The organism is Pseudomonas sp. PDM31 (genome assembly GCF_019218965.1).
Classification (GTDB): Bacteria; Pseudomonadota; Gammaproteobacteria; order Pseudomonadales; family Pseudomonadaceae; genus Aquipseudomonas.
Genome location: NZ_JAHUWS010000014.1, coordinates 88,952 through 114,405, shown reverse-complemented (window position 1 = coordinate 114,405; position 25,454 = coordinate 88,952). Strand labels below are relative to the sequence as shown.

The following is a 25,454-nucleotide window of genomic DNA, read 5'->3' as shown; positions in this document are numbered from 1 at the left end:
ACAAGCAGTTGTTCATCATGCTGGTATCTCCTTATCGACGAAGATCAGCCGGGCCCGCTGGCCCGAAGCAGCGACTTTAAGAAAATGCATCGACACGCCACCTGCTGCGGAGCCGGCCTTGCGCTCCAACATCCGCACTTGCGCGTAGGTCAGGACGCTGTGATTCACGGATGAATCCGGCGAAGGTTGAAACGCGCGCTTGCTGGGTTCATCAGGCAGTCCATGGTCAGGTCGGCGCCATAGGAGGTACGGATGTAGACGCTGACGCCGAATTGACCTAGGTGCCGCCGTAAGACTGCCCCACCCCAGGTAGGCAGAAATCCAGCAATAGGCAATGGTTCGCGAAGAATAAAACTGGGTCAGTGACATCTCGGCCAACGGGTTAATTCGGCGTCAGCACCCACAGATATGAGCGACTTCTTCAAGTAACCGACGAGCCAGGAATATTACATCTCAATGGTGTCCGAGTGATGGTCAGCCACTTGGCGCCGAGGTGCAGTTTCAGATGCCAGGCCTCTGCGTCGCGCAGCACGAAAAATTCCCGCGCAGTGCCCGTCTCGACCAGGGTCGCTTGGGTTTTCTGCGCAATGGCTTTTTCTTTAGCGGCCCTCCCTGCTTGGCGGTGAGTCGCACAGGGTCAACTCCCGACACCGGGACCACATAAAAAAGGGCTTGTAGTGATACAAGCCCTTTTTTTGTCTTACACGTAACCAGCAACTATTGTTTGCTTGAGCACGCCAACACCGACACACAGACCATCACGCAATTGGAATCTCGACAGTTTGCGTCCCTCTATCAGGGCGCATACATCAGTTGCGCATGACTGGGTCATAGTTGCCCTCCCCACAACAAGACACAAACCGGCAGATTCTGGCTCACCGGACTCACCACAATTTCCAGGTGTAACCAGCGATCAGGCGATTCTCATCGATCTTCTGAGTCAAGCCATTGCCGGACCGGAAGGTGACGTTGCGCCAGCGCAGGTTCACGCCTTCGAGCATTCCACTCTGGAAGACATAGCTGAGGTCGGTATCGCGCTCCCACTCAGTGCCATCGCGTACCGCACTGGTGCGAATGTCGTCGCCTTTCACATAACGGTTCATGAGCGTCAGGCCCGGGATTCCGAGGGCTGCGAAGTCATAATCATGGCGTAGTTGCCACGATTTTTCATTGGCCCTGGAGAAGGAGTTGTAGGTAACCAGGTTTACCAAATAGGGCATGCTGGTGTCGATGTAGGGGAATGCGCTGTCGCCTGACAGACTCTGGAATGCGGCGCCGATTCGATGCGCCCCGACCGACAGGGTGAACATGCCGTTGAAGTTGCGGTTATCAATTTTTCCGGCTTTGCTGGCGCCGATGTCATTGCTGTCGAAATAACGCAGGTCGGAACGCAGGCTCACTCCCTCTGCTAGCGGCAGTACATGAACCAGCCCGGCGTATTGCTGGCGATAGATGTCCTGTAGATCACCGTGGTGGTAAGTCAGCGTCAGGTTTTTGCCAAACGCATAGTCACCACCGAGCAAGTCCATATGATCGCTGCTCTGGCCGGCAAAGCTGATGTCGTCTCGGTGCGAGTAGTTGCGGTCCTTGCTTTCGGTCAATCTCGCCGCGGTGAAGGTCAAGTCGTCGATTTCCTTCGACGTCAGGTAGGCGCCAGTGAACGTCTGGGGCAGCAATCGGGTATCGGAGTAGTACGCCAGCGGATGGGTCGGTATCAGGGTTCCCACTTTGAGCTGGGTCTGGGACAGGCGCATTTTTGCGGTTGGGCCCAGTGCGCTGTATTCGTCCACTGGCTCGTGGCTTTGCGGGCCGAAAGCTAGCAAGCCTGTGCCACGCCGATCTCGGCTGGAGTCGAGTTTTATGCCCAGTGTACCCAAGGCGTCGAAGCCGAACCCCACAGCGCCGTCGGTGTAGCCAGACTGAAATTGGGCGATGAAGCCTTGGGCCCATTCCTCGGCCTTGGCCTGGGGAGCGCCACTTTGGCGAAAGTCCCGATTCAAATAAAAGTTACGGGTGGCCAAAGTCGCGCTGCTGTCTTCGACGAAGCCTGCCTGGGCGAAATTGAGGTCGCACAAAACCAGTCCCGCGGTGGCGAGAGATAGATACCTGTTCATTTTTTTATTGTTCTCTAAGGTGTGGTTGAAGAGCTTTCAAGCCTGTGTGGGTTAAGTGGAGCTCACAGAATTCGGAGAATTTTGTACGTTAAGCCCGCGCGATACCCTCCGTAGAGGTTTGAGCGGCCCGCTCGCGCTGCCGGATCAGCCAGCGCGCCGAATGGCCGCCCAACGTTCGGCCGAGCAAGGACTCGGCAAACTCGATCGCGCTCAGCAGCGCGACTGGGTTGATGCCGGTGTCGAAGCCCGAGTTCTCGGCCAGCAAGACGAGGTCCTCCGTGGCGAGGTTGCCGGCAGCGCCGGGCGCAAACGGGCAGCCACCGATGCCGCCGGCGCTGGCATCAAAGCGGCGCACGCCGGCTTCGATTGCCGCCCACGCATTGGCCACGCCCATCCCGCGGGTATCGTGCAGGTGAATCGACAAGCGATCGAGCGGTACGACGGTCGCCAGTTCGGTCATGCGCCGACGCACCTCTGCGGGGAACGCGGACCCGATGGTGTCCGCGATCACCACCTCGTCGGCACCGGCCGCATACATCTCGGCTGCCAGTACCTTCACGCGGTCAAGCGGCGTGGCACCCTCGAACGGGCAGTCGAAAGCCACGGCGATATAGGCGCGTGTCTTGATCCCGCTCGCGCGCGCCTCGCGCAGCACCAACGCGGACTCTTCGCGCGCCTGCGTCAGGCTCATGTTGATGTTGCGGCGATTCATTTCCTCCGTCGCCGACAGGACGACCGCGACTTCCCGGCAACCCGCCTGCAGCGCTCGGTGCAGCCCCTTGAGGTTCGGCACCAGGACCGATGTGCGGAGTGTCGGCAGGCGCTGCTGAAGACCCAGAACGACGTCGGCCGCATCGGCCATCTGGGGAACAGCCTTGGGCGATACAAAGCTCGTCGCCTCCACGCTGGCAACGCCGGCTGCCACGAGGTGCTGCGCAAGCGCCAGCTTGGCCTCGGTGGACACCTGGGCGCACTGGTTCTGCAGCCCGTCGCGCATGCACACATCGGTGATAAAAAGACGTTCCATGAAGTCAGCTCCTCATTAGGAGGTTGCAAAGGCCCGTCCGACACCTGTCGGCGTCGGCGGGGGCAGCGGATCATTCGGAGTCGGTTGACAGCGCGGTCAGATGCGCCGGCGTCAGGCCATGACCTCGTCGGCCAACTCGAAGTAAAGGCTTTCCAGGTTGTCGCGGCGCGCCAGCTCAGCACTGGTTTGCTCCAGGGCGATGCGGCCCTTGATCAGTACAACGGCTCGTTGCGTGAAGGGCAGTGCAATGTCCAGCTTCTGCTCCACCAGCAACAGAGTCAGACCGTCGCCGCGCAACACCTCCAACGACTGCAGAATCTCTTCGACCACCCGGGGCGCGATCCCAAGGAAGGGTTCGTCGAGTAACAGCAGCCGCGGTTTCGACATCAGCGCGCGGCCGATGGCCACCATCTGCTGCTCGCCCCCGGACAGGGTGCCTGCCGCCTGATGGCGGCGCTCCGCCAACCTGGGGAACAGTTCGTAGACCCGCTGCAACTGCTCCTCGGCCGCCTGCTTGCCGCCGGGCAGCGTGATGGAACCGAGCATGAGGTTGTCCAGCACCGACATCGGCGCGAACATGCGTCGCCCTTCCGGCACTTGCACCAGACCGCGTCGCACAATCGCATCGCTGGTGAGTGCTACCAGATCAGATCCTTCGAGCAGGACCTGGCCCTTGCGCACCGGCAAGGTTGCGGACAGCGCGTTGACGAGCGTGGACTTCCCGGCGCCATTGGGGCCCAGCACGGCAACTGTTTCGCCTCGCGCAATCGAGAGGCTGAGATCGTCGATCACCGGGCCGTGGCCGTAGCCTGCTGAGAGGTTGCGTATTTCAAGCATTCTGCAGATCCTTTAAGTTGCCCAGGTAGGCCTGTACCACTTCCGGGTGCCGCTGGACCTCGGCTGCGGTGTCGTCGGCGATCTTGCGCCCGAAGTTCAGTACGGCCACGCGGTCCGCCAGGGACATCAAGAAGCGCATGTCGTGCTCGATCAGCAACACCGAGATGCCGCGTTTGGCAATCGTGCGCACGATCTCCTCCAGACGGCGGCACTCCGCAGCGGTCAGTCCGGCGGCGGGCTCATCGAACAACATCAGCCGGGGCTCCGCTGCCAGCGCGCGGGCGATCTCGAGCAGGCGGCCTTGTCCGAAAGACAGTGTGGCGACGTCGGCATCGCGAAACTCCGACAAGCCAACGAAATCGATCAGGGAGTCCGCTTTGGCCGCGGCTTGGCGCTCCGCACGAGCGGACGAACCAGTCCCTGCCAGGATCTGCCAGAGCGACGACGGCATACGACTGTGCATGCCCACCATCACGTTCTCGCGTACCGACATGCTCTCGAAAGGCTTGTTGTGCTGAAAGGTGCGCACAATCCCGCGCGGCGCAAAGCCGTGGGGACGCACCTTGCCCATGGGCTGTCCATCAAAGACGATCTCGCCGCTGGTGGGTGACAGCGCCCCGGCGATCATTGAGAAAGTGGTGCTCTTGCCGGCCCCGTTGGGCCCGATTACACCGAGGATTTCGCCCGGGTAGACGTCAAGATCAAGGTCGGCGACCGCATGCAGGCCGCCGAAGCGCCGACCCAGGCCGCGCACCTGCAGGAGGGGATTGTTGGCGCTCATGGCTGCACCTTCCGAAGTTGTACTTGCCCTTGGCGACCTTGCCCTTGACGACATTGCCTTGCGACACGATCCCAAATGCCGATCAGGCCACGCGGCTGGAAGATCACGACGAGTACCATGAACAGACCGAACACCAGTGCATGATGATGTCCGATCAGGGGCGACAGCAGCAGTGGCATGAGGTACAGCACGGTGGTGCCGATGATGGCGCCGGCCGGCCGGCCGGCGCCGCCAACGACGACCATGAACAGCAACTGGAACACGGCCTCCTGGCTGAAGATGGCCGGGTTGACGGTGTTATCCACGAAGGCGTAGACCATCCCGGCCACACCGGCCAGCGCACTGGTGATGGTGTAGGCCAGTACCTTGGTGCGGCGCACGTCCACGCCCATGGCGACGGCGGCTTCCGGGTTGTCACGGGCTGCGCGGCAGGCACGGCCAAACCAGGACCGGTCCAGACGCCACAACGTGGCAAAGGTTGCAAGCAGGAGCAACACGATCACCACCGTATACCAGGGGCCGGTGACGGTGACACCGAACATCGCTGGCAGGCTGTAGTTGGTCAGGCCGCCAGTGGCACCGGTCACGGCTCCACCTTCGTTCAGCACCACGATGAATAGCTGAGCGAAGGCCAGCGTGGCCAGCGAGAGGTAGAAGCCGGCCAGGCGAGTGGCCGGAATGGCGACGATCAGCGCCAGCGCCAGGCAGACCGCCACCGTGGCGATGACAGCCAGCGGCAAAGGCAGGGCCAGTTGGGTGATGAAGATCACCACCGAGTAGGCGCCGATGCCGTAGAAGGCAATGTGCGAGAACGCAACCTGACCGCAGATGCCGAACAGGAAGTTGTAGCTCAGGGCCAACGTGATCCACAGCAGCAACTTGCGGTACACGTCCATCTGATAGCTGCCCAGGACAAAGGCCAGGCCAGATAGCACGAGGGCGGCGACGATGTAGCGTACGAGGGATTTCATATACGAGCCTCCCGGGCCTGTAGCAATCCGGTGGGGCGCACCAGTAGGAAGAGGATAAGCAGGACCAGCGGGACACCCATTGCCAGGCCGGCCGGGATGGGGGCGTAGCGCACCGTGAATTGCTCTACCAGGGCCAGCACGAGTCCGCCCAGCAGAGCCCCTTCGACGCGGCAGACGCCGCCTATCACCAACGCGGTGAAGCCTTGGACCGCCAGCGGCATGCCCATCATGTAGTGGGCCGAAATGTTGGGTGAGACCAACATGCCAGCCAGCCCGGCAACCGCCGCGCCACCCGCGAAGGATGCGGCGGTCACGCGCCCGAGGCGAATGCCCATGAGCGCGGCGGCACGACGATCGATCGCTACCGCCTCGAAGGACTTGCCGGTCAGTGTGCGTTCGAAGAAGTACCACACGCCGACGAAGACCAGTGCGGTGGCCGCGATGATGAAGAAGCTCTGGTACGAACCCGCGAGCACCCCGAGTTCGAATCGTCCGAAGCCCAGCGCAGGCGGCACCGGTTGCGGATCGGCACCGAAGCCGATGGAGATCAACTCGCGAAACACCACCAGCATGCCCAGCAGCGCAAGCACGGGCGCCACATGGGGCGCGCCTTTCTCCACCAGCGGGCGCACCGCCAGCCGTTCGGTGAGCCAGCCGATCACCAGCATCAACAGCAGCACCAGGACCATGGCCAGCGGATAGGGTATCTCGATGAGCGAGAGCGCGACGAAGGCCCCGAAGGCGGCCACCATGGCCCACTCACCCACCGCGAAATTGATGATGCCGGTAGGCCGGTTGATCAACAGATAGGCCAGGGCCACCAGACCATATATGCAGCCGCTGGCGGCGGCGCTGACAAGCAGTTCCAGAAAGTCGTTCATAGGATTCCTTACAGTAGCCTGGGGGCTTACTTGGTACCGGTGTGAACGACCGGCCCCTGCTTGTCGCCGGTGTAGACGCGCACGACCATGCCATTGGGATCGAAGCCGGTTCGCTTGTCGTCGGCGAAGCCATAGCCGGTACCGGTTGCACCCATCACGCCGACATAGTCCCTGGTTGCCTGCATGGCCTGGCGCACCTTTTCCTTGTCGGTACTGCCGGCGCGCTGGATCGCGTCGGCGACCAGCATCATCCCGTCGTATCCGTAGCCATTGAGGTTGTAGGGCTCGTTGCCGACTTCCTTCTTGAACGATTCGACGAAGCGGGCGACTTCTGGCTTGGCGGGATCAAATGCATCGACGAAGACAAGCTCGTCTAGCAAGCCCTTGGCCACTGCGGCGGTTTGCGGCGTCGAGAAGTTGAAGTTACCCAACAAGGCGGACTTCATGCCCAGCTGGCGATAGGCACGCAGGATGAGGGCGTTTTCAGGCGTCAGGAAGCCAGTGAGAAAGATGGCCTCCGGATTGGCTGCGCGCACTTTCTGCATCTGCGGCTCGGCCGTGGTGGTACCGCGCGAGATCATCTCCTCGGCGACGACCTGCATGCCGGCCTTCTCGAGACCGGCCTTGAATGACTTGGTGGTGAGCTGGCTCAGCTCCGTGTTGTCGGACACCACGGCCACCTTGACGTACTTCTTGTTGGCCGCATAGGACAGCAGCGTGGCGATCTGGGTCGACCCCAGCGGGCCGGTCTGCCAGAAGTTGGGATTGCTGAGCTGGGTCGTCAAGGTGTCGCCGCTATTGCTCGGGGCCAACTGGGGCGTCTTCGTTTCCACCGTCACAGTCTGCACTTGTTGCGTCGCCGGAGTCAGCGAATTGGACAGGATGAACACCGCGCCAGCATCCACGAGCTTGCGCGCGGCGGTGGCCGAAATGTCCGGACGGCCCTGGTCGTCCTCCACCAGCAGTTCGATCTGGCGGCCGAGCAGCCCCCCCTTGGCGTTGAGTTGCTTGACCGCGAAGGTGACACCGGCCGAGACCGGCTCGGCATACGGTTTCGCCGGCCCGACCTTGTCGGTGATCATGCCGATTTTGATGGTGTCCTCTGCCATGGCCGGCAGCGCCACCAAGAGGGTGCAGCCAAGGGCTGCTCGAATAGCTTTGCTGAATGTGTTCATGGTTTGTCCCGGATTGTTGTTATTGGGATCGCAGTTTTGGGAATCGCAGTTATCTATCGCGCGGGGTGACCTGTGTGATCCATTCGTTCAAGGCGTGCATCTGCGCGCCCAGTAGCCCGCGGGTCGTTTCATCCACGAGCCTGCCGTCGGCGTCGAACCGCTGGGCGCAAAGACCGATGAAGATCTCCGGACGAGGCAGCACGATGGCTTCCAGGCAGCCCAGGACCTTGCGCAGTTCGTATTGCTGCCGCGCGCCGCCGACAGGACCGGGGGTGACCGACAGCAGCGCCACCGGCTTGTTCTTGAAGGGCTGGGGCGTCGTGCGGGACAGCCAGTCGATCGCGTTCTTGAGGGTGCCGCTGATCGAAAAGTTGTACTCGGGGCTGGCGATCAGCAGCGCGTCGGCGCACCGGATTTCTTCGGCCAGACGCAGGACTTCTGCCGGAATGCCCTGCTCCTCGACATCGCCGTCATATACAGGAATGCCCCGCAGGCTGCCTTCGACCATTCGCATATGCGAGGGCATGTTCTCTGCCGCCGCGAGCAGGCCACTACGGTTGTAGGACTGACGCCGCAAGCTGCCGCAGATACCCAGGATTTGTAGATTCTTCATGTGGTCGTTTTCCTCAAGCAATCACTGCTGACTCGCGCAGCCGATGGATGTCTTCTTCCGATACACCTGCAGCGCGCAGGACCTCGGTGGTGTGCTGACCGAGGTCAGGGCCCATGCTCGTGATCTGCCCCGGCGTGGCACTGAGCTTTGGGGTGATGCCGGGGACGCGCAAAGTGGAGCCGTCAGCGAGGGAGACCTCGGGCACCATTTCGCGCGCCAGGAACTGCGGGTGGTCGATCATGTCGGCCACCGTGAACACTCGGCCGGCGGGGACCTTGGCATCTGCGAGCGCCTGCAGTGCATCGACCAGCGAATGCTGCCGGGTCCATGTTGCAATGGCTTCGTCGATCACAGTCATGGCCTTGACTCGTCCCGGATTGCTAGCGAGTTCCGGGGCCACGCCAAGATCATTGCGTCCAACCAGCGCCATGAGCCGGCGGTAAATGCTGTCGCCATTGCCGGCGATCAGCACGAACTGCCCGTCTGCGCAGGGGTAGGCATTGGTGGGGGCCACACCAGGTAACGCGCTACCCGCCGGTTCCCTCATCATGCCGAAGCGATCGAATTCGGGAATGGCGCCCTCCATCATGTTGAATACCGATTCGTAGAGGGCGACGTCCACCATTTGGCCCTGGCCGCCGCGCACGTCGCGGTGGTAGAGCGCCATCAGCAGGCCGATCACGCCATGCAAGGCTGACAGCGAATCACCGATGCTGATGGCGGGCCGTATCGGTGCGCGGCCAGGCTCGCCGGTAATGTGGCGCAGGCCGCCCATCGCCTCTGCGATGACACCGAAGCCGGGCTGGTCACGCATCGGACCGGTCTGTCCGTAGCCGGAGATGCGCAGCATGATCAGGCGTGGGTTGAGCCGCGAGAGGGTCTCGAAGTCCAGCCCCCAGCCCTCCAGCGTGCCTGGTCGAAAATTCTCGATCAGCACATCGGCCTCCATGGCCAGGCGACGCACCAGGGCTTGCCCCTCGGGGTGCTTGAGGTCCAGAGCCAGCGAGCGCTTGTTGCGCGACTGCACATGCCACCACACCGAAGTCTCGCCCTCGGGCGTGCGCCATGTCCGCAAGGGATCTCCGCCTTCGGGCGGTTCGATCTTGATGACGTCGGCACCGAAATCCGCCAGTGTCTTGGCAGCAAAGGGACCCGCAATCAGGGTACCCATTTCAATCACGCGCAGACCGGAAAGTGGAGTTGTCATGGGAGTCTCCTCTCGTACTGTTCAGCCCAGCCGCCGATCAAGGCGACAGCCTTTTTCAGGTGTTCCGGCTGACCCTTGAAATAATGGTTGGCACCGGGCAGCAACTCGAAGCGCTTGTCGGTGCTGGCGCAGGCCTCGTAGAGCAGGCGCATGTCGGGCTGCGGGACGGCGTCGTCGCCACCATGTTCGATGGCCAGCAGCGGCACAGTTATTGCGCGGGCGCAGGTTTCGCCGTCGGCCTGCGAGTCATCCAGTGACCATTGCGACAACCAGGAGCGCAGCATCGAGAAGCGCGCCAGGCCGACCGGTCCGCTGTTAACGGTTTCCGGAACGCCCAGGTAGCAACCGGGGGCCCGGTCGTTGGAATCGATGCGCAAATCGAGGAAGCGAGGGTCGGCCATGGTGCGATGGGTCACGAAGCCGCGTTCCATTTCGGCCCCGCCCGTGCGGCGCAGTTCGTCCAGGGTTTCGCGCACTCGCACGGTGATGCGCCGAATCCGGGCAACCTGGGCCGCACGGTACTCGGCGAGCCAGTCAGCGGGGTAAGGAGCGCGCACCGGCTGGATTGACGAGTAGATGTCCAGACGCGGATCGCGGCGGGTGGGGTCGCCTTCGTCGAGTACCGAAGGATCGATCCAGTCGGCGAGGCAGCGTGCTCGCGAACGATGCGCCGCTTCCAGCACCAAGCCGTCCGCCGGCCAGAGCTGGGCTGCGGTGAGGTCAACCGGATCGCCGGCAGGCGTGTGAGTGATGGTCGGTTGCTGGGCCTGCGACTGATAGAACAGGCTCAGCGATCCGCCGCCGGACCAGCCCAGCAGGATCACCTTCTTGTAGCCCAAGACCTCTTTGGCATAACGCACGCAGGCGCCAAGGTCCAGCGCAACTTTTTCGTAGATCAGCGCGGTGTCGTTCTTGGCATAGCGGCTTCCCATGCACAGCACCGAGTGACCCGCTTGAGCCATGGCGCCCGGCAGTGGCAACAGCTGCAGCGTGGAACTGGGGTGCATCATCAAGAAGACGGTATGGCGCCCGCCCTCGCGTGGCCGGATCAGCACTCCCTCCAGATTGACGACGCCTTGACTGCCGACGAAGCCGTAGCTCTCCGTGACCAAGCTGGACTCGGGGTAGCCCACATGCACCCACTGGTGTTCAATATCTTGAGTCATCCGACGTCTCCTTCAGCAACTCAGACCGTTACGGCGCGCCGGGCGGCCTTTTCGGACATCCACTTGCTCAGTTCCACATGAGCTGTTTCAATATCAGAATTAGAGACTGGCTCATCCGACATGTCGATCGTCAACTCAAGGCGAACGCCATTGGGGTCGAAGAAGTAGATCGAACGTACGAATCCGTGGTCGGTAATGCCGAGGACCTCGATGCCGACACTTTCGAGTTTCTGTCGAACCCGCTCCATGGCGCCCATCGAGTCGACCTTCAGGGCAAGATGGTTGACCCAGGCCGGAGTGTTGGGGGAAGGCTGCGCCGCCGTGTCGTCGCCAAGGTCAAAGAAAGCGATAGAAGAGCCATCGCACAGACTGAAGAAAAGATGCGCGAAGGGGTAGTTCTCCCCCGTGCTGGGCACGCTGTCGGCAAGAACGACGTGGGTCAGCGGCAAGCCCAGGATGTCCTCGTAGAAGGCGCGGGTTTCCTCTGCGTCGCGGCATCGCCATGCAAAATGATGAAGGCGCCGGATGGGTTCAAAAGTCTTGGGCATGGGCTAAGCCTCTATGTTGTTGTTTTGGAGAATATGAGGAAAATAACGTAAAGTGTCAAATATTGAGATTTTACATACGACCGACGGCAATCACCCTGGAGTCCCCCGCTCGATGAGCAAATTTGTCCGAATGACCGATGTGCTGGATCTATTTTCCGAGAGCGATACCCTGCTGACAGCAGAGATGGTCGCTGCGCGCCTTCAACTGTCTCGCCCCACGGCTTTCCGCTACCTGCGCGAACTGTCGACGGCCGGCTTCCTGGCCAATTACTCCGGCCACTACTCGCTGGGAGCGCGGATCATCATGCTGGACTACCGGATTCGTCAGTCGGACCCGCTGCTCAAAGCGGCACGCGATCCCCTGCAGCACCTCTCCGAGGAAACCGGATTCACCAGCTTCCTTTGCCGCATGTACAACGATGAAGTAGTCAATGTGCACCAGCAGGTCGGCCGCTACCCTGCGGGTGAGGCCTTCGCGCGAGGACATCCGATGCCAATGTTTCGCGGCGCGCCGTCGCAGGCCATGCTCGCCTTCCTGCCACCGGCGCGCCTGCGCAAGATCTGTGAAAAGCATAGGGACGACCCCGACCTCCAACGGCTGGGTGCCGACTGGCCTGCGCAGAAGGCCCACTTCTCCGACGTACGGAAGCGGGGGTACTACCTCTCAGAACAAGAACTGGAGGCCGGCGCCATGGGCTTGGCCGTTCCCATCCTGATGCCACCTGTGGGCCTGGTGGGGTCCATCGCCCTGGTGTTCGATGTGGAACGGCGTGCATTGATCAATATCGAGGGCTGCGCGGCGCTCGCCCAGCGGCAGGCGAGCGAGATTGCACGGCGCCTCGCCGAGCTCGGCGCGGGAACCCGGATCGACGATCCTGGTATGTCGGCGCCGATTGAAACGGCGCTGCTCTGACGGGCCCGAAGCACCGAGTCCTCGGAGGACGATCAACATGCTTTACCCGATTGCGATTTCAATGGGCGACGAAAAACACGCCTGGGGCGTGGAAGTCCCTGACATTGCGGGGTGCTTTTCCGCCGGCGCTCGCCTCGGCGGCGCTCAAGATGTTGCAACAGAGCGGATGACTTTGTTTCAGTGATGTACCTCTGGGCCCCAAGTGGCCGGTTTTTTGAGCGCAAGTGTGTTGGCTCAACGGTAGCAAGACGTTACAAACCCATCTTGCGTATCGGGTGACCCGGTCGATCAGGAAGGCATCAGACATTGCTGTCGGTGCTTTGGTCCATAGGAATCAGGAGCCGCATACATGGACTGACGGCGCCCTACTCCTTTCAGAGATGTTATGAATGAAGCAAAGGCGAACGTGGATATTTTTGCTGTTTCTGATGATTTTGACGGGCTGCGCAACGGCGCCACCCAAAGACCAGAACAACCTCTGCAACATTTATCGTGAATACCCGGACTGGTACGAAGACTCCCTGGACATGCAGAAGGCATGGGGCACGCCTCTACCTGTGGCGATGGCGATCATGAAGCAGGAAAGCAGTTTTGTTTCCGATGCCCTCCCCCCTCGCGACTACCTGCTGTGGGTCATCCCCTGGGGCCGGGTCAGTTCCGCATACGGCTACGCACAAGCGCAGGATCCTGTGTGGGGCGAGTACAAGGACGGCACCGGCAATGGCGGCTCACGGGACAACTTCGATGACGCGATCATGTTCATCGGCTGGTACACCACCGGCACCCAGCGCCAACTCGGGATCTCCAAATGGGACGCTTACAACCAGTATCTGGCCTACCACGAAGGTCGTGGCGGCTATAGTCGCGGCTCCCATCTCAGCAAGCCTTGGCTGATTCAAGTGGCGCGCAAAGTGGAACAACAATCACGCAACTACCAGGCGCAGTTGAAGCAGTGCAGCCAGGAACTGGAGAATGATCGCAGCTGGTTTTTCTGAGTAACGCGTCCACGGGCGCAAGCTCAAGGGCTGCCCCCTGGTGGATGTGTAGAGATATAAAACCGGTCTTGAAGGCCTAATGCTGATCAGTTAAGGCATCAAACACCGCAACCCTTATGGGAGCGAACCTTTGTGGCGAGGGGGCTTGCCCCCGCTGGACTGCGCAGCAGTCCCATTTTCTCGGGCCGCTTCGCGACCCAACGGGGCGATGCGGCGTTCCGCCACTAAGTTTCACTCCCTCAGGAATTGTCCCTAACTGATCGGCATTAGTCTTGAAGGCCTTTTTTTGTTTGGATTTGCTGGAATTAGACCGTTGGCTAAATTGGCGACTCTTCGACAAAAATCCCCGTCCGCATTTTCGTCCATCTTCCGCTGATCGGTGACCGAGCGCTGGCGCCGGATACCGACTACCTTAGGTCCTGTTAACGTTTTTCTTGCAGACACCATATTTAGTATCAAATTTCCTTCAGCATTAGTGATTTTACACTGAAGAAATTAACGTTTTGCCATAAAATCGCTTTCTTGTTAGCCTTTTTCTTGCCTCGATAAAGGATTTCGTCAATGCAAGTCGGTTTTCAGACCCTCGCGAACCGTCACAACATCGCTCTGGCACAGCCACTGCGCGTTGAGTCGATAATAGGCACTGTGCGAGTCAGTCGTGAAAGTGGCGGGAAGGTGGAGAACCGGTATCCACCAAGGTATCGCCCCACGGACGATTTCGCAGGTCATTTCGAGTTCGGCCTCAAGTACGAAGAGATTCATCTTGAGTTCTTTGCTCGCCTGTTTGCGGCCATAGGCCCGCAGCCTATCGAGGACTGGTGTCGACGTGAACCTTTCGGACAGTACGCCCGGCGCACGGGCTTCTTTTATGAATGGCTGACAGGCGAACGCCTGGATGTGCCTGACGTGACCAATGGCGCTTATGTTCAGGCACTTTCTCCCCAAAACTACCTGACTCGACGTGAGGCACTGCGAACGCGGCGTTGGCGGATCAATAACAACCTGCCAGGCACAGCTGGTTTTTGCCCCGTGGTTCGTCGAACAGCGCCAGTGCAGGAAGCTCTGCAATTTGATCTGCGCGAGGCATTGGATGAGTTGGACCAAACCTTTGGCCCAGATATCCTGATGCGTACGGCCAGTTGGCTGACATTCAAGGAATCGCGCGCAAGCTTCCTCATCGAAAAGGAAGCCGACCAGGCCGACCGCATCCAGCGGTTTGCCCATGTTATTGCTCAACACTGCGGCCATATAGAAAACCCGTTGAGCAACGACAGCCTGACGTCCATGCAAGCCGGCATCCTGGGACGTGACGCGATCGGACTGGGATTACGTCGCTCTCCTGAGTTTGTGGGGCAGGCCACAATGCGCGAGGACATCGTGCATTACATTGCTCCTCATTCTGCGGATCTTGCCGGGCTATTGGCAGGGCTCAACGAGTTTGAGGTCGCAACCCGTGGCGCGGAGTCAATAGCACGTGCCGCCGTGTTGGCATTTGGTTTCGTGTACATCCATCCGATGCGCGATGGCAATGGCCGGATTCATCGGTTCCTGATCAACGACACCCTGATTCGGGATAAGGCAGTGCCTGACGGTGCGATATTGCCGGTATCAGCCACCATCACAAGCTCGATCGACTTCAGGGCGGGCTACGATCGTACACTCGAAGTGTTTTCGCGACCGTTCATGCGACGCTACGCGACGGCCTATCGGTTCGGCGAACTGGTGACCTACGAGGACGGGACACCCAGCAACTTCATCTTCGATGAATACGAGGACGCCTGCTTCACTTGGCGATATCCCGATCTGACCGAACACGTCCTGTACACCGCTCGCGTCGTCGAACATACGATTCGAAAGGAAATGGCGGATGAAGCCAGAGTATTGGTGATTTTTCAGCGCGCTCAGGAGCAGTTGAAAGAGGTTGTGGAAATGCCGGACCAGGACGCGAACCGCATTATCCGCTCCATCAAGGAGAACGGCTGGATAGTGTCCGGCAAACTAAAGAAATCGTATCCGCTGCTAGAAGATGAGCATATTGCAGAACGTGTTGTGGAGGCCGTGCGCTCTGCGTTCGAGGAGCAGTCAGTATCTGGCCTACCACGAAGGTCGTGGCGACTATAGTCGCGGCTCCCATCTCAGCAAGCCTTGGCTGATACAAGTGGCGCGCAAAGTGGAACAACAATAGCGCAACTACCAGGCGCAACTGAAGCAGTGCAGCCAGAAACTGGAAGATGATCGCAGCTGGTTTTTCTGAGTGGCTCGCTCTACTGGCGCAAGCTGCCACGTCTGCCCCTCGGGGGGTTGTGTAGAGATACGAGAAACCGGTCGTGATGGCCGGTTTTTTGAGCCTGGATCTGGTGGATTGGACCAAACATGTCGAACAGGAAAGCTCACTACAGGACCCAGCACTATCAGTTCTGCTAGTACAGACGTCAGAGCAATTACTGTAAAACAACCACACCATCCTCTTTAACACGTAGGTGCAAACCCTATGATGTCACCCAAATCGATAAAAAGCCGACATACGATTCTACTCGCCACCAACCAGAGTCAATCCGTTCAGGCAGAAGTGAGTCAGGGTGACGCACACGCGATAACATACACCACCTACGGGCACCTCTCAGCTGGCCGCCCAGTTTCGACCCAGCTGGGTTTCAATGGCGAGTTGCGGGAATCTCGTACTAGCTGGTACATGCTGGGCAATGGCTATCGGGCCTATAACCCGGCGCTGATGCGTTTCCACAGTCCCGACAGGTTGAGCCCATTCGGGGCGGGTGGAGTAAACCCCTACATGTACTGTGGCGCAGACCCCATAAATCGTCGCGATCCAACAGGACGCGTCGCTGTTCCGGCCATTGCGATTCACCTTGCGGGGACCGCAGGTGGATATTTCTCGCTCATGGGCATAGCTAATTCAGTGAAAAACTTTGCTCATTTAAACGGGGCGAGAGCTTTGGCGCTTGGGTCGGGGGGAGCCGGCGTGCTTTTCGCTACGGCAGCGGTTGCAACTTCCTCCCCCGTTCTGGCAGCTGCGAGTGTGGCAGCAGGGACAGCCAGCTTGACGTTTGCCTTGAGGGGGGCATTAGCAGAAACAGCAAGAGTAACCCTACGGGGTGCGTCGGTAGCTTCACTTGTCGATACCTCTACACTTTCCCGTTCATCACTCCTAAGATCGAACCTGAGCACGCCACCAGTTACAGTTAACAGGTCACCGATGGCTCAACCCTCTATTGCTCCCACTCACGCAACTACACGCGCTCCTCAGACTCCCGAACCTGCGGTGCACAATGCACATGCTGCGGAAGATCAGGAGGCACTACTGAATCGCCCTGAACGAGTGACCGCCCGATGGAGTGATTTAACAACGCAGTTCGTGGATGAAACGATCCTGGCAGGCCAAAAAATCAGAAGCGCCCACTAAGCAATGATTTTCACATTTCACCAATGTAACTCAGGCCCAAGGCTTAACCTCATGCACGAACCTCTGCCAAAGGCTTGATCCACTACTATGTTCGGGCCTGCCTCGTTTCCCGGAACATGGACTTTTGCATGACTCAAAACATCTACGACAACCCCGATTTCTTCCACGGCTACAGCCAGATGGCCCGCTCCATCGGCGGCCTGGATGCAGCACCCGAATGGCCTGCACTCAGAGCGATGTTGCCACCCATGCAAGGCCTGAAGGTCGTGGATCTGGGCTGCGGCTACGGTTGGTTCTGTCGCTGGTCCAGCGAGCAAGGCGTCGGCAGCGTACTCGGCCTGGACGTTTCGCAAAAGATGCTGGAGCAGGCACGCAAGACCACCTCGGCATCAAGCGTGCGCTACGAACGTGCGGACATGGAGCACCTCGATCTGCCGGCCGCCAGTTTCGACCTGGCCTACAGCTCTTTGGCCCTGCATTACATCAAGGACTTGCCGAGGCTATTCACGACTATCCACGCAGCCCTCAAGCCCGGTTCGCGCTTCGTGTTCTCCATCGAGCATCCGATCTTCATGGCGCCGCGCAATCCTGGGTGGATCATCGATACCGAGGGCCGCAAGAGCTGGCCCGTGGATAGCTATCAACTGGAAGGTGAGCGCGTGACCAACTGGCTGGCGGACGGCGTGATCAAGCAGCACCGGACCCTCGGCACCTTGCTCAACCTGCTGATTGGCGCGGGCTTCAACATCCTGCGTGTGGACGAGTGGGGACCGACGGATGCCGAGGTAGCAGCGCAACCGGCACTGGCCGAAGAACGTGAGCGACCCATGATGATGTTGCTCAGTGTTCAGCGCTGATGGATGAGGCAAGGGGGCAGACGACGCTCGGCGTGCCCTACCCCTTCAGGTATCAGCGGGTCGCGACGATGAACAACCGCGGAAACGGCAACAGCACCGAGCCATCGGCCAGTGCCGGATAAGCCCGCTCGATGGCCGCCTGATACTGTTTCAGATACTCAGCCCGCTCCACCTCATCCAGCGGCTCGAGAAACGGCCGCAGGCCGCTGCCCTTGAACCACTCCACCACTCCCGTGGCTCCGTCGGCGAGCGGATGGTGGTAGGTGGTGCGCCATACATCGACTCGACTGCAGTGAGATTTCAGCATCGAATAGTAGCCAGCGGCATCGGCCATTTCCGTGCGTTGCCCGGTAGCGCTTGCCAGTTTTGCGGCCCAATGGCCATCAGCCGCCACCTCACGCATCAAGCGATGGGAAGGCTGATTGAGGTTGTCCGGCATCTGGATCGCCAGGCTGCCGCCCGGTGCAAGCTTGCTCACCAGCGCAGGCAACAACGTTGCGTGATCGGGTACCCACTGCAATACCGCGTTGGCGAAAATGACGTCGAACGGGCCGCTGTCGCTCCAGGTGTCGATGTCTGCGATATCGAACTGCAATTGCGGCAAACGCTTGCGGGCGGCCTCGATCATGTCGGTGGAACTGTCCAGACCGCGCACCGTGGCGTTGGCAAAGCGCTCCACCAGCAACTCGGTCGAGTTACCCGGGCCGCAACCGATGTCGATGGCCGAGCGCACGTCTGCGGCCGGGATGGCCGCCAGCAAGTCGCGGGCGGGACGGGTGCGCTCATCTTCAAAAGCGACGTATTGTCTGGCGGACCAACTCATTGCGTTCTCCTTTTCGATGCCATGTCAGCGGACCGCTACGATACCGTTACGGGCACCGCCAAAGGTTTCGAAAGCGATCATGCAACAGTCAGTAACAAACAGTCGAATTTTCATCCCGCCGCCAGTGTCTGAATTTCAGGCGCCCTCTCATAAGGAAACACGGCCATGAAGTTCGCAAAAGTCGCACAAAAACTCGCCCTGTGGGCTGGCAGTCCCAAGACGTTCCTGGGGGCGATCCTGTTGATTTTTCTATGGGGCCTGAGCGGTCCGATATTTGATTTCAACGATACCTGGCAACTGATCATCAACACCTCGACCACCATCATTACCTTCCTGATGGTGTTCCTGATTCAGAACACGCAAAACCGCGATACCGACATCTTGCACTTGAAGGTCGACGAGTTACTGCGGGTGACCAAGGAGGCGCAGAACGCGATGCTGGGGCTGGAAGCGCTTGACCTCAAGCAGCTCGAAGCCTTGAGAAAGCAGTATCGCAAACTGGGTGAAGGCCAGACCGTTTCCGTGGGCGGCATGGTTGTCCAGGAAGAAGGCAAGCAGGACCTGAATAACTGCTGATCGCGATTTGCGGGTGGCCCCCGGGCCACCCGCTGACGATCAACGACTGGCCTGGAGTGCCTTGGCCATTTGCAGGTGATTTTGCAACTTTGGCAGGGTTTCCTCGGCAAAGGCTTTGATCTGCGGCACATCGGTGGTTTGCGCCGTTTGCTCAAGCTGCTCGATGGCTTCCTGGGTGGTTTTGACCTGGCTGGCCGCATAGGCCTGATCGAAGTTCGAGCCTTCCATGACTTCGGGCATCAGGGTCTTGGCCTTTTCCACCACTTGTTCCCGTGGGGCCACCGGCAAATCCAGTTGTCTGGCAATTTTCGCCAGGTGCTGGTTGGCGGTGGTGCGGTCGTTGATGACGACAATGGTGTAGTCCTTCACCTCTTTGGATTCGGACTTCTGGTGCGCCAGGCGACTGGCTTCGATATCCGCGATGCCTTTGGCCGAGGCATCATCGATGAATTCGACGGGGGACTGGGCGAAGGCACTGCTGGCACACAGGCCCAGTAACGTGGCAAAACTGGTACATCGTATTCGGGTGGCCATCCGGTGCATGGTCGCGCCCTCCTCGAGTAAATTTAAACGGGAGCTTTCGCCCCCGCTTCTCAATCAAAACTACGTTCACCACTACTTGGATTTTTGGCCACCTTTGCGGCCCATATCGGGTTTCGCAGGCTCTTTATCGACAGTCGTGGTGGTAGTTTTCCCACCTTTGCGACCTGCTTCAGACGCCTTGGTTCGATCGTTGGCGAAATTTCCCGAGTTCGAGTTTCTTGAGTTAGGCATGATTCTCTTCCTCTTTTTGATGATCGCGGCGAACTTGCGCCCGCATAGAATCTGAATTTGCGCGATGCAAAAGGTTTAGAAAAATAGTTTCGCACCGCGACGAACGGCGACCTGGATTCAGACCCGTCGCAGGTGCTGTTCGCGTTTAGCGCTATACATGGCCTCGTCGGCGTGCCTGAACAACTGCTTTTCTTCGGTGCCGTGATCGGGGTATCGGGCGACGCCGATACTCGGCTGGATATTCAGGCTGTGCCCGTCCAGCCGCAGGGGCTGGACCAGAACCTGACGGATTTTCCCGACCACGATGTCGGTGTCGTCGGCGGCGTGAATGCTGTGCAGCAACACCACGAACTCATCGCCGCCAATGCGCGCCACGGTATCGGTTTCGCGTACGCAGCCCTTGAGCCGGTTGGCCACTGCTTGCAGCAGCAGGTCGCCGACCGCATGGCCGTGGGTATCGTTGACTTGCTTGAAGCGGTCGAGGTCGACGTACAGAAGCGCCATGCGCCCGCCGTTCTCCCGCGCCACTTCCAGCGAGGCATTGAGCCGGTCACGCAGCAGTTCGCGGTTGGGCAGTTGGGTCAGTTGGTCGTATTGCGCCATGTGCTGCAGACGCGCGTGTAATTGCTGGCGCTCGATCGCAGTGGCGACCTGGGCGCAAACATATTGCAGCAATTCTTTGTCCTGTTCGGTGTAGCGCTCGCCGCCCGGCATGCTTTTGACGATCAGCGCGCCGATGGTGCCGTTTTGCGAATTGAGCGGCACGCCCAGCCAACAGGGTGATTCATGGCCGGTCACGATCATTTCGAATCCCACAGGCAATTGTTCCTGGTCCGGGGTCAGCAGGATCGGCTGGCCGCGCCGGATGACCTCGGCACACAGTCGCCCGGTGATGGACCCCGGGTGCTCCGGTTGTGGCTCGTGGTCATCGACGTGATAGGGGAAATTCAGCTGCGCGCAGTGCTCGTCATACAGCGCCACGGAAAAATTCAGTGCTGGCAGCCACTCACCGATGATCATGTGGATTCGTTTGAACAATGCCAGCAGATCCTCTGCCGCGTGGGCCGCTTCGGAAATCGCAAACAGCGCCACCTGCCTTGACTCGGCCTGCTTGCGCTCGGTGATGTCGCGGGCAACCGCAATGCGCAACTGATCGACTTCCGACCAGCGTGCGGACCAGAGGATGTGCACGACCCGACCATCCTTGCGCAGGTAGCGGTTCTCGAAATTGAACTTGGGCTCGCCACCCATGATTTCCCCAGCGGCGTCCAGGGTGCGCTGGCGATCGGCCGGGTGCACCAGCTCTATCATCGGCTGGCCCACCAGTTCGTCAGGGCTGTAACCGAAAATGCGTTCGCAGGCCGCACTGACAAAGACGAAGCGACCTTGTTTGTCCACCGCACAGACGGCGTCCAGCAGGAGGTCGATGTAGCTCGCCAGCGGCGCGGAGTTTCTGATTGCCATGGTGCAGTGAGCGATTCCGGACAGTACAGCGACCCAATCCATCCCTGACCGCGCAAACGCCCATGCGTTGACGGTTGCGCTGATGCATCCTGAATCAGCGTCAAGCCTTGTTGCTGACCAACCCCGGCAAGGCATGCACCAGGGCATTGATGGCGAAACCGATGAACATTATCCCGCACAGGCGGGTGATAGCCAATTCATGGCGTTGATACAAGGTGCGCACCTGCCGCGCCCCGACTATACCGATGAGAATAGCGTATGCCAAAAGGCCACCAATAAAACTCAGTACGATCAACCATGGCAACATCGACCAATGCAGCAGTTCCGCACGGCTGGACAGCAACGCGGTAAAGGTCGCCACTGCAACGGGATATGCCTTCGGGTTGGTCAGGCCGAACAGGATGCCGTGCCAGAACGGCTGCCGCGCCGGGCCTTGTGGCGTCTGGGCACTGCTGCGTCGTGCGCGCACTGCACGCAAGCCGAGCCAGAACAGATAGAGCCCGCTGAGCAGGCCAAGCACATCGAAGGCCGTGCTGCCGATTTCCCGCGCGCCAACGATTGCGATCAGCGCAGTGCTGCACCACACCACATCCCCCAGCAAATGCCCGCAGAGAAACCCCGCCCCGGCCCGCCGCCCGTGGGCTGCGCCAATCCCGAACACCGCCAGCACACCAGGTCCCGGGGTGATCCCGTAGATGAAGCCTGAGGCGAGTACGGCCATTAATAGCGACGGGGTCATGGGAACTCCTGTTCGGTTGACGGATGAATGGGCGCCAGTCTATCTCAGGTCTTCGGGTGGCGACTGCCAGGTCACCGAAAACTTCATCGGTGCAGCCACCAGTTCCGGGCTGCTGGCCCAAACCCCGGACCAGCGGCTGACAGCATCACTTAATACGTTGTAGTATGTTGTATTACACACCACTACATCGAGATCATCATGTCCGTCATGTCCTTGCGCCTGCCAGACGAAATTGCCAATACGCTCGCCAGCCTTTCCAAAGCCACAGGCCGCAGCAAATCGTTTCTCGCCGTAGATGCATTACGTGAGTACCTGGCAAGGGAAGCCTGGCAAATCGAGGAATTACAGAAAGCATTGATCGAAGCCGATGAAGGAGATTTTGCGAGCGCCGAGGAGGTCAATGCCGTCGCTGAAAAGTGGACGACCAATGCGCGTTGAGTGGCTGCGTACCGCATTAAAAAACCTGGATGACGAAGCCGCTTGCATCTCGATGGAGAATCCCGGAGCGGCCGCTGACTTTGTCCAGGCCGTTCTCGCCAGCGTCGATCACCTGGCTCGCTTTCCAGCAACGGGCCGCGAAGGGCGCATACCTGGTACTAGAGAATGGGCAATGCCCGACCGCCCCTATCTGATTCCCTATCGAGTCCGCCAAGGTCGGCTGCAAGTGCTGCGAATTTTTCATATCCGGCGCCTTCCACCCAGCGCTTGGTAAGCTCTGATCGTTATCCAGACATCAGAGCCATATCCCCTCCCCGCTCTTCGTCCCAAGCCGTGCCGTGGTCCCGGCGTCGGCTCGTGATAAAGTCGCCGCCCATGGACCTTTTGCTGTGAGACGAAAAACGCAATGACCGATTTCCAGGATGTCGATGCCCAACTTGAAGACTGGAACGCCTTGCGCAGCAGCGCGTCGTTCAGCGGCTTGCTGGTGGGTAACGGCGCCAGCCGCGCAGTGTGGGACGACTTCGGCTACGACTCGCTGTTCGAGAACGCTCGCACGGTCGAAGAAAAGCCCCTGAGCCAATCCGAACTGAGCGTGTTCGATGCGCTGCAGACACGCAGTTTCGAGCAGGTCCTCGGTGCGCTGAAAACCACCAGCAGGGTCAACAAGGCCCTGGCTGTCAGCTCTGCGGCTCCACGCAATCGCTATTACGCGATCAAGGAAGCGCTGATCAACACTGTGCATGCAGTGCACATCCCGTGGCGGCTGGTAGTGCCTTTGACGCTGGCGACGATCAATCAGGAACTGGGCCAATATCGCACGGTGTTTACCACCAACTACGACCTGCTCAACTACTGGGCGGTGCAGCACCGGCCCGAGGCGATCACCGACCTGTTCCAGGGTGCCGAACCGGGTTTTGACCTGAGCGCCACCGCCACCGACAAAACCCGCCTGCTGTATCTGCATGGTGGTCTGCACCTGGTGCGCAATCAGGACGGCACGGCGCGCAAGCTGCTGTCGACCGAGGGCACGCTGCTGGGTAGCTTCGCCATCAACAACACGATCAAGACCCTCGACGACGTGCCATTGTTCGTCAATGAGGGCCCGAGTACCGACAAGCTCAAGACCATTCGCAGTTCGGATTACCTGTCGTTCTGCTACGACCAGTTACTTGGCCACGGTGACGGCTTGTGCATCTTCGGCCATGCGCTGGGCGAACAGGACAGTCACATCATCCATGCCTTGCGCATGGCGAAACCGCAGCTCGTCGCGATCTCGATTTATCCGCGCAGCAAGGCGTTCATCCAGCACCAGAAGCGGCATTACGCGAAGGTGTTTGAGGGGACCGGGATCGAGTTGCGGTTCTTTGATTCGAAGACCCATGCGCTGGGTAGCCCGAAACTGACGGTCCCGGTCGAAGTGTAGTGCTGCGGGGTCCGCTGCCAACTTCGTTACCCCGAGTGTACCGGGCGCCCTTGTGGGAGCGAGCAGGCTCGCTCCCACAAGGGTGTGTATGGGATATGAGCTGTGGGCGTGGGGTCAGAGCACCGGCAGCGTCTTGTCCTTGATCACCTTGCTCGGTCCGTTGGCCTTCACACTGGCTATGCCTTTGTCCATGGCCGCTTCTGAGGAGTAGGCCTCGCTGCTACCGACGATCTCGTGGTTGCCGGCCTTGAGATTGAAATAAGGATGGCCGTCCTTGGTGGTTTTTTTCTCGTAGCGTTCTTCCAGCGGGCTGTTGGCCTGGACCGAGACAATGCCTTTGTCGGCGGCAGCGCGGCTGGTGTACAGCTCGCTGGTCAGAATGGTTTCGGCGTTGGCGGCCTTGAGGACAAACCTGAACTGGCCACTGCTGCTTTTACTCACTTCATACCATCCGGACATACTCTTACTCCTGGGCGATTGAGAAGTTGCGCGCTTGAGAGTAAAGACCAGGCCAGGATTTTTGTCGCCTGTACCGGCCTCTTCGCGGGCAAGTCGAATCGTCGCACCGCCGCTCCCACAGGTTCGATGTGATCCCCCGATTCGACTAGCCCGCGAAGAGGCCGGTACAGACCACACAAACTTGCCTACTTCGCCGCTGCGCGAACCACCGAAAGCCCAGGTGCCTGCCCCCGCCGCTGACTCAAATAGCGCGTACAACTCACCCGTAGAAACGAGGCGAAGTTCACCACCTCACCGCGATAATCCATCACCTCTTCATACAACCTGGCGATCAACTGGTTGGTGCTCATGCCGTCGACCTCGGCGATTTCGCTGAGGATGTCCCAGAACTGATTCTCCAGGCGCAGGGTGGTGACCACCCCGCGGATGCGTAGCGAGCGAGAGCGCGATTCGTAGAGGATCGGGTCGGCTTTGACGTACAGCTCGCACATGGACAGATCCCTCGTTACAGCGTGATTTTGGTGCCCAGCAACCCGAGGAAGCCGGCTAGCCAGTTCGGGTGCGCAGGCCAGGCCGGTGCCGTGGCCAGATTGCCCTGAACATGGCCGTCCGTCACCGGGATGTCGATAAACGTCCCGCCCGCCAGACGAACTTCCGGTGCGCAGGCCGGATAGGCGCTGCATTCGCGGCCTTCCAGAATCCCCGCCGCCGCGAGCAATTGCGCGCCATGGCATACGGCGGCTATCGGCTTGCCGGCCTTGTCGAACTCACGCACCAGTTCCAGGACCTTTTCGTTGAGTCGCAGGTACTCGGGCGCACGACCACCCGGGATCAGCACGGCGTCGTAGTCGGCGGACTTGACCTTGGCAAAGTCGAAGTTCAGGGCAAACAGGTGACCGGGTTTTTCGCTGTAAGTCTGGTCGCCTTCGAAGTCATGGATCGCTGTGCGCACGGTCTGACCAGCGGTTTTGTCCGGGCACACGGCGTGCACCGTATGGCCGACCATCAACAGTGCCTGGAACGGTACCATCACTTCATAGTCTTCAACGTAATCGCCGACCAGCATGAGAATTTTTTTCGCCGCCATGGGGAGGACTCCTCTGGGAATTGCGTGGGCTGCAAGAGTATTCAAGGTAGTCCTTATCCGGCGGGGTGGGTAACAACCGGCTACTACCTGATGGACCGCGTTATCGTTCTTCGCGGGCAAGCCACGCTCACAGGTTTTGCGCCAGCCATAGGAACGGTAGCC

At 59.8% G+C, this 25,454-nt stretch carries 29 protein-coding genes and 2 pseudogenes; 11 read left to right on the top strand and 20 right to left on the bottom strand.

Annotated features, from left to right (window positions below; all coding sequences use genetic code 11):
* Nucleotides 1–15: 15 nt before the first annotated feature.
* The 12 genes from KW839_RS23995 to KW839_RS23940 all read right to left on the bottom strand — a co-directional run bounded on the left by KW839_RS23995 (nucleotide 16) and on the right by KW839_RS23940 (nucleotide 11,320).
* Nucleotides 16–168, bottom strand: a complete 153-nt coding sequence (locus KW839_RS23995; RefSeq protein WP_156465480.1) for a hypothetical protein — start codon at nucleotides 166–168, stop codon at nucleotides 16–18.
* A 716-nt stretch (nucleotides 169–884) separates the two neighbouring features.
* Nucleotides 885–2,114, bottom strand: a complete 1,230-nt coding sequence (locus KW839_RS23990) for an OprD family porin (RefSeq protein ID WP_218425682.1) — start codon at nucleotides 2,112–2,114, stop codon at nucleotides 885–887.
* A gap of 88 nt (nucleotides 2,115–2,202) precedes the next feature.
* Complete coding sequence (locus KW839_RS23985; RefSeq protein WP_060540690.1) at nucleotides 2,203–3,141, bottom strand: hydroxymethylglutaryl-CoA lyase; 939 nt, start codon at nucleotides 3,139–3,141, stop codon at nucleotides 2,203–2,205.
* A 111-nt stretch (nucleotides 3,142–3,252) separates the two neighbouring features.
* Nucleotides 3,253–3,978, bottom strand: coding sequence for an ABC transporter ATP-binding protein (locus tag KW839_RS23980; RefSeq protein ID WP_060540691.1), 726 nt, complete (start codon nucleotides 3,976–3,978; stop codon nucleotides 3,253–3,255).
* Entirely contained in the window at nucleotides 3,971–4,759 is a 789-nt protein-coding gene (locus KW839_RS23975) for an ABC transporter ATP-binding protein (protein ID WP_218425681.1), read from the bottom strand. Before KW839_RS23975 ends, KW839_RS23980 begins: the two co-directional genes overlap by 8 nt.
* A complete protein-coding gene (locus tag KW839_RS23970) occupies nucleotides 4,756–5,730 on the bottom strand; it encodes a branched-chain amino acid ABC transporter permease (RefSeq protein WP_218425680.1) in 975 nt (324 codons plus the stop codon). The genes KW839_RS23975 and KW839_RS23970 overlap by 4 nt, the downstream gene beginning before the upstream one ends.
* A complete protein-coding gene (locus KW839_RS23965; RefSeq protein WP_218425679.1) occupies nucleotides 5,727–6,611 on the bottom strand; it encodes a branched-chain amino acid ABC transporter permease in 885 nt (294 codons plus the stop codon). The genes KW839_RS23970 and KW839_RS23965 overlap by 4 nt, the downstream gene beginning before the upstream one ends.
* Nucleotides 6,612–6,637: 26 nt before the next feature.
* A complete protein-coding gene (locus tag KW839_RS23960) occupies nucleotides 6,638–7,786 on the bottom strand; it encodes an ABC transporter substrate-binding protein (protein ID WP_218425678.1) in 1,149 nt (382 codons plus the stop codon).
* 49 nt (nucleotides 7,787–7,835) lie between these two features.
* The gene (locus KW839_RS23955) at nucleotides 7,836–8,399 is read right to left on the bottom strand and encodes an NADPH-dependent FMN reductase (protein WP_060540696.1); all 564 of its coding nucleotides are present in this window, start codon (nucleotides 8,397–8,399) and stop codon (nucleotides 7,836–7,838) included.
* A gap of 13 nt (nucleotides 8,400–8,412) precedes the next feature.
* A complete protein-coding gene (locus KW839_RS23950) occupies nucleotides 8,413–9,606 on the bottom strand; it encodes a CaiB/BaiF CoA-transferase family protein (protein ID WP_060540697.1) in 1,194 nt (397 codons plus the stop codon).
* Complete coding sequence (locus KW839_RS23945; protein ID WP_060540698.1) at nucleotides 9,603–10,772, bottom strand: S9 family peptidase; 1,170 nt, start codon at nucleotides 10,770–10,772, stop codon at nucleotides 9,603–9,605. The genes KW839_RS23950 and KW839_RS23945 overlap by 4 nt, the downstream gene beginning before the upstream one ends.
* A 20-nt stretch (nucleotides 10,773–10,792) precedes the next feature.
* Entirely contained in the window at nucleotides 10,793–11,320 is a 528-nt protein-coding gene (locus KW839_RS23940; RefSeq protein WP_060540699.1) for a VOC family protein, read from the bottom strand.
* 112 nt (nucleotides 11,321–11,432) lie between these two features.
* On the opposite strand from KW839_RS23940, the gene KW839_RS23935 reads away from it, so the two are divergent.
* The 7 genes and pseudogenes from KW839_RS23935 (at nucleotide 11,433) to KW839_RS23910 (ending at nucleotide 17,506) form a co-directional block, all read left to right on the top strand.
* Entirely contained in the window at nucleotides 11,433–12,233 is an 801-nt protein-coding gene (locus KW839_RS23935) for an IclR family transcriptional regulator (RefSeq protein ID WP_218425677.1), read from the top strand.
* Between the two features lie 37 nt (nucleotides 12,234–12,270).
* Nucleotides 12,271–12,396, top strand: a pseudogene (locus KW839_RS27775) (type II toxin-antitoxin system HicB family antitoxin); the annotation flags it as partial.
* Between the two features lie 226 nt (nucleotides 12,397–12,622).
* The gene (locus KW839_RS23925) at nucleotides 12,623–13,228 is read left to right on the top strand and encodes a hypothetical protein (protein ID WP_060540701.1); all 606 of its coding nucleotides are present in this window, start codon (nucleotides 12,623–12,625) and stop codon (nucleotides 13,226–13,228) included.
* Nucleotides 13,229–13,789: 561 nt separating this feature from the next.
* Entirely contained in the window at nucleotides 13,790–15,349 is a 1,560-nt protein-coding gene (locus tag KW839_RS23920) for a Fic family protein (RefSeq protein WP_218425676.1), read from the top strand.
* Nucleotides 15,309–15,482 (top strand): annotated as a pseudogene (locus tag KW839_RS27770) (hypothetical protein); the annotation flags it as partial. The gene KW839_RS23920 and the pseudogene KW839_RS27770, both read left to right, overlap by 41 nt.
* 237 nt (nucleotides 15,483–15,719) lie before the next feature.
* Complete coding sequence (locus KW839_RS27930; RefSeq protein ID WP_218425675.1) at nucleotides 15,720–16,649, top strand: RHS repeat-associated core domain-containing protein; 930 nt, start codon at nucleotides 15,720–15,722, stop codon at nucleotides 16,647–16,649.
* A gap of 128 nt (nucleotides 16,650–16,777) precedes the next feature.
* A complete protein-coding gene (locus KW839_RS23910; protein WP_218425674.1) occupies nucleotides 16,778–17,506 on the top strand; it encodes a class I SAM-dependent methyltransferase in 729 nt (242 codons plus the stop codon).
* Nucleotides 17,507–17,558: 52 nt separating this feature from the next.
* On the opposite strand, the gene tam is transcribed toward KW839_RS23910, so the two are convergent.
* The gene (gene tam, locus KW839_RS23905) at nucleotides 17,559–18,329 is read right to left on the bottom strand and encodes a trans-aconitate 2-methyltransferase (RefSeq protein WP_218425673.1); all 771 of its coding nucleotides are present in this window, start codon (nucleotides 18,327–18,329) and stop codon (nucleotides 17,559–17,561) included.
* 165 nt (nucleotides 18,330–18,494) lie between these two features.
* Between tam and KW839_RS23900 the strand changes: the two genes are divergently transcribed.
* Nucleotides 18,495–18,905, top strand: coding sequence for a low affinity iron permease family protein (locus tag KW839_RS23900; RefSeq protein ID WP_060540705.1), 411 nt, complete (start codon nucleotides 18,495–18,497; stop codon nucleotides 18,903–18,905).
* A 39-nt stretch (nucleotides 18,906–18,944) separates the two neighbouring features.
* Here the strand turns inward: KW839_RS23900 and KW839_RS23895 are convergent, their stop codons facing one another.
* From KW839_RS23895 to KW839_RS23880, 4 genes are all read right to left on the bottom strand, one after another.
* Nucleotides 18,945–19,448: a DUF4142 domain-containing protein gene (locus tag KW839_RS23895; RefSeq protein ID WP_060540706.1), complete on the bottom strand. Its 504-nt coding sequence runs from the start codon at nucleotides 19,446–19,448 to the stop codon at nucleotides 18,945–18,947.
* Nucleotides 19,449–19,520: 72 nt separating this feature from the next.
* A complete protein-coding gene (locus KW839_RS23890) occupies nucleotides 19,521–19,679 on the bottom strand; it encodes a KGG domain-containing protein (RefSeq protein ID WP_080995118.1) in 159 nt (52 codons plus the stop codon).
* A 117-nt stretch (nucleotides 19,680–19,796) separates the two neighbouring features.
* A complete protein-coding gene (locus KW839_RS23885; RefSeq protein ID WP_060540707.1) occupies nucleotides 19,797–21,143 on the bottom strand; it encodes a bifunctional diguanylate cyclase/phosphodiesterase in 1,347 nt (448 codons plus the stop codon).
* Nucleotides 21,144–21,243: 100 nt separating this feature from the next.
* A complete protein-coding gene (locus KW839_RS23880) occupies nucleotides 21,244–21,882 on the bottom strand; it encodes a LysE family translocator (RefSeq protein ID WP_060540708.1) in 639 nt (212 codons plus the stop codon).
* A 198-nt stretch (nucleotides 21,883–22,080) separates the two neighbouring features.
* Between KW839_RS23880 and KW839_RS23875 the strand changes: the two genes are divergently transcribed.
* The 3 genes from KW839_RS23875 (at nucleotide 22,081) to KW839_RS23865 (ending at nucleotide 23,746) form a co-directional block, all read left to right on the top strand.
* Nucleotides 22,081–22,320, top strand: a complete 240-nt coding sequence (locus tag KW839_RS23875; protein WP_218425672.1) for a CopG family ribbon-helix-helix protein — start codon at nucleotides 22,081–22,083, stop codon at nucleotides 22,318–22,320.
* On the top strand, nucleotides 22,310–22,594 hold the full coding sequence (locus tag KW839_RS23870; RefSeq protein ID WP_218425706.1) for a type II toxin-antitoxin system RelE/ParE family toxin: 285 nt from the start codon (nucleotides 22,310–22,312) through the stop codon (nucleotides 22,592–22,594). Before KW839_RS23875 ends, KW839_RS23870 begins: the two co-directional genes overlap by 11 nt.
* A gap of 132 nt (nucleotides 22,595–22,726) precedes the next feature.
* Nucleotides 22,727–23,746 carry a DUF4917 family protein gene (locus tag KW839_RS23865; RefSeq protein WP_218425671.1) on the top strand — a complete coding sequence of 340 codons (1,020 nt, stop codon included), beginning with the start codon at nucleotides 22,727–22,729 and terminating at the stop codon, nucleotides 23,744–23,746.
* A 114-nt stretch (nucleotides 23,747–23,860) separates the two neighbouring features.
* On the opposite strand, the gene KW839_RS23860 is transcribed toward KW839_RS23865, so the two are convergent.
* From KW839_RS23860 to KW839_RS23850, 3 genes are all read right to left on the bottom strand, one after another.
* Nucleotides 23,861–24,205: a YegP family protein gene (locus tag KW839_RS23860; protein ID WP_218425670.1), complete on the bottom strand. Its 345-nt coding sequence runs from the start codon at nucleotides 24,203–24,205 to the stop codon at nucleotides 23,861–23,863.
* A gap of 185 nt (nucleotides 24,206–24,390) precedes the next feature.
* The gene (locus KW839_RS23855) at nucleotides 24,391–24,696 is read right to left on the bottom strand and encodes a ribbon-helix-helix domain-containing protein (RefSeq protein WP_060540713.1); all 306 of its coding nucleotides are present in this window, start codon (nucleotides 24,694–24,696) and stop codon (nucleotides 24,391–24,393) included.
* 14 nt (nucleotides 24,697–24,710) lie between these two features.
* Nucleotides 24,711–25,292: a DJ-1/PfpI family protein gene (locus KW839_RS23850; RefSeq protein ID WP_060540714.1), complete on the bottom strand. Its 582-nt coding sequence runs from the start codon at nucleotides 25,290–25,292 to the stop codon at nucleotides 24,711–24,713.
* Between the last annotated feature and the right edge of the window lie 162 nt (nucleotides 25,293–25,454).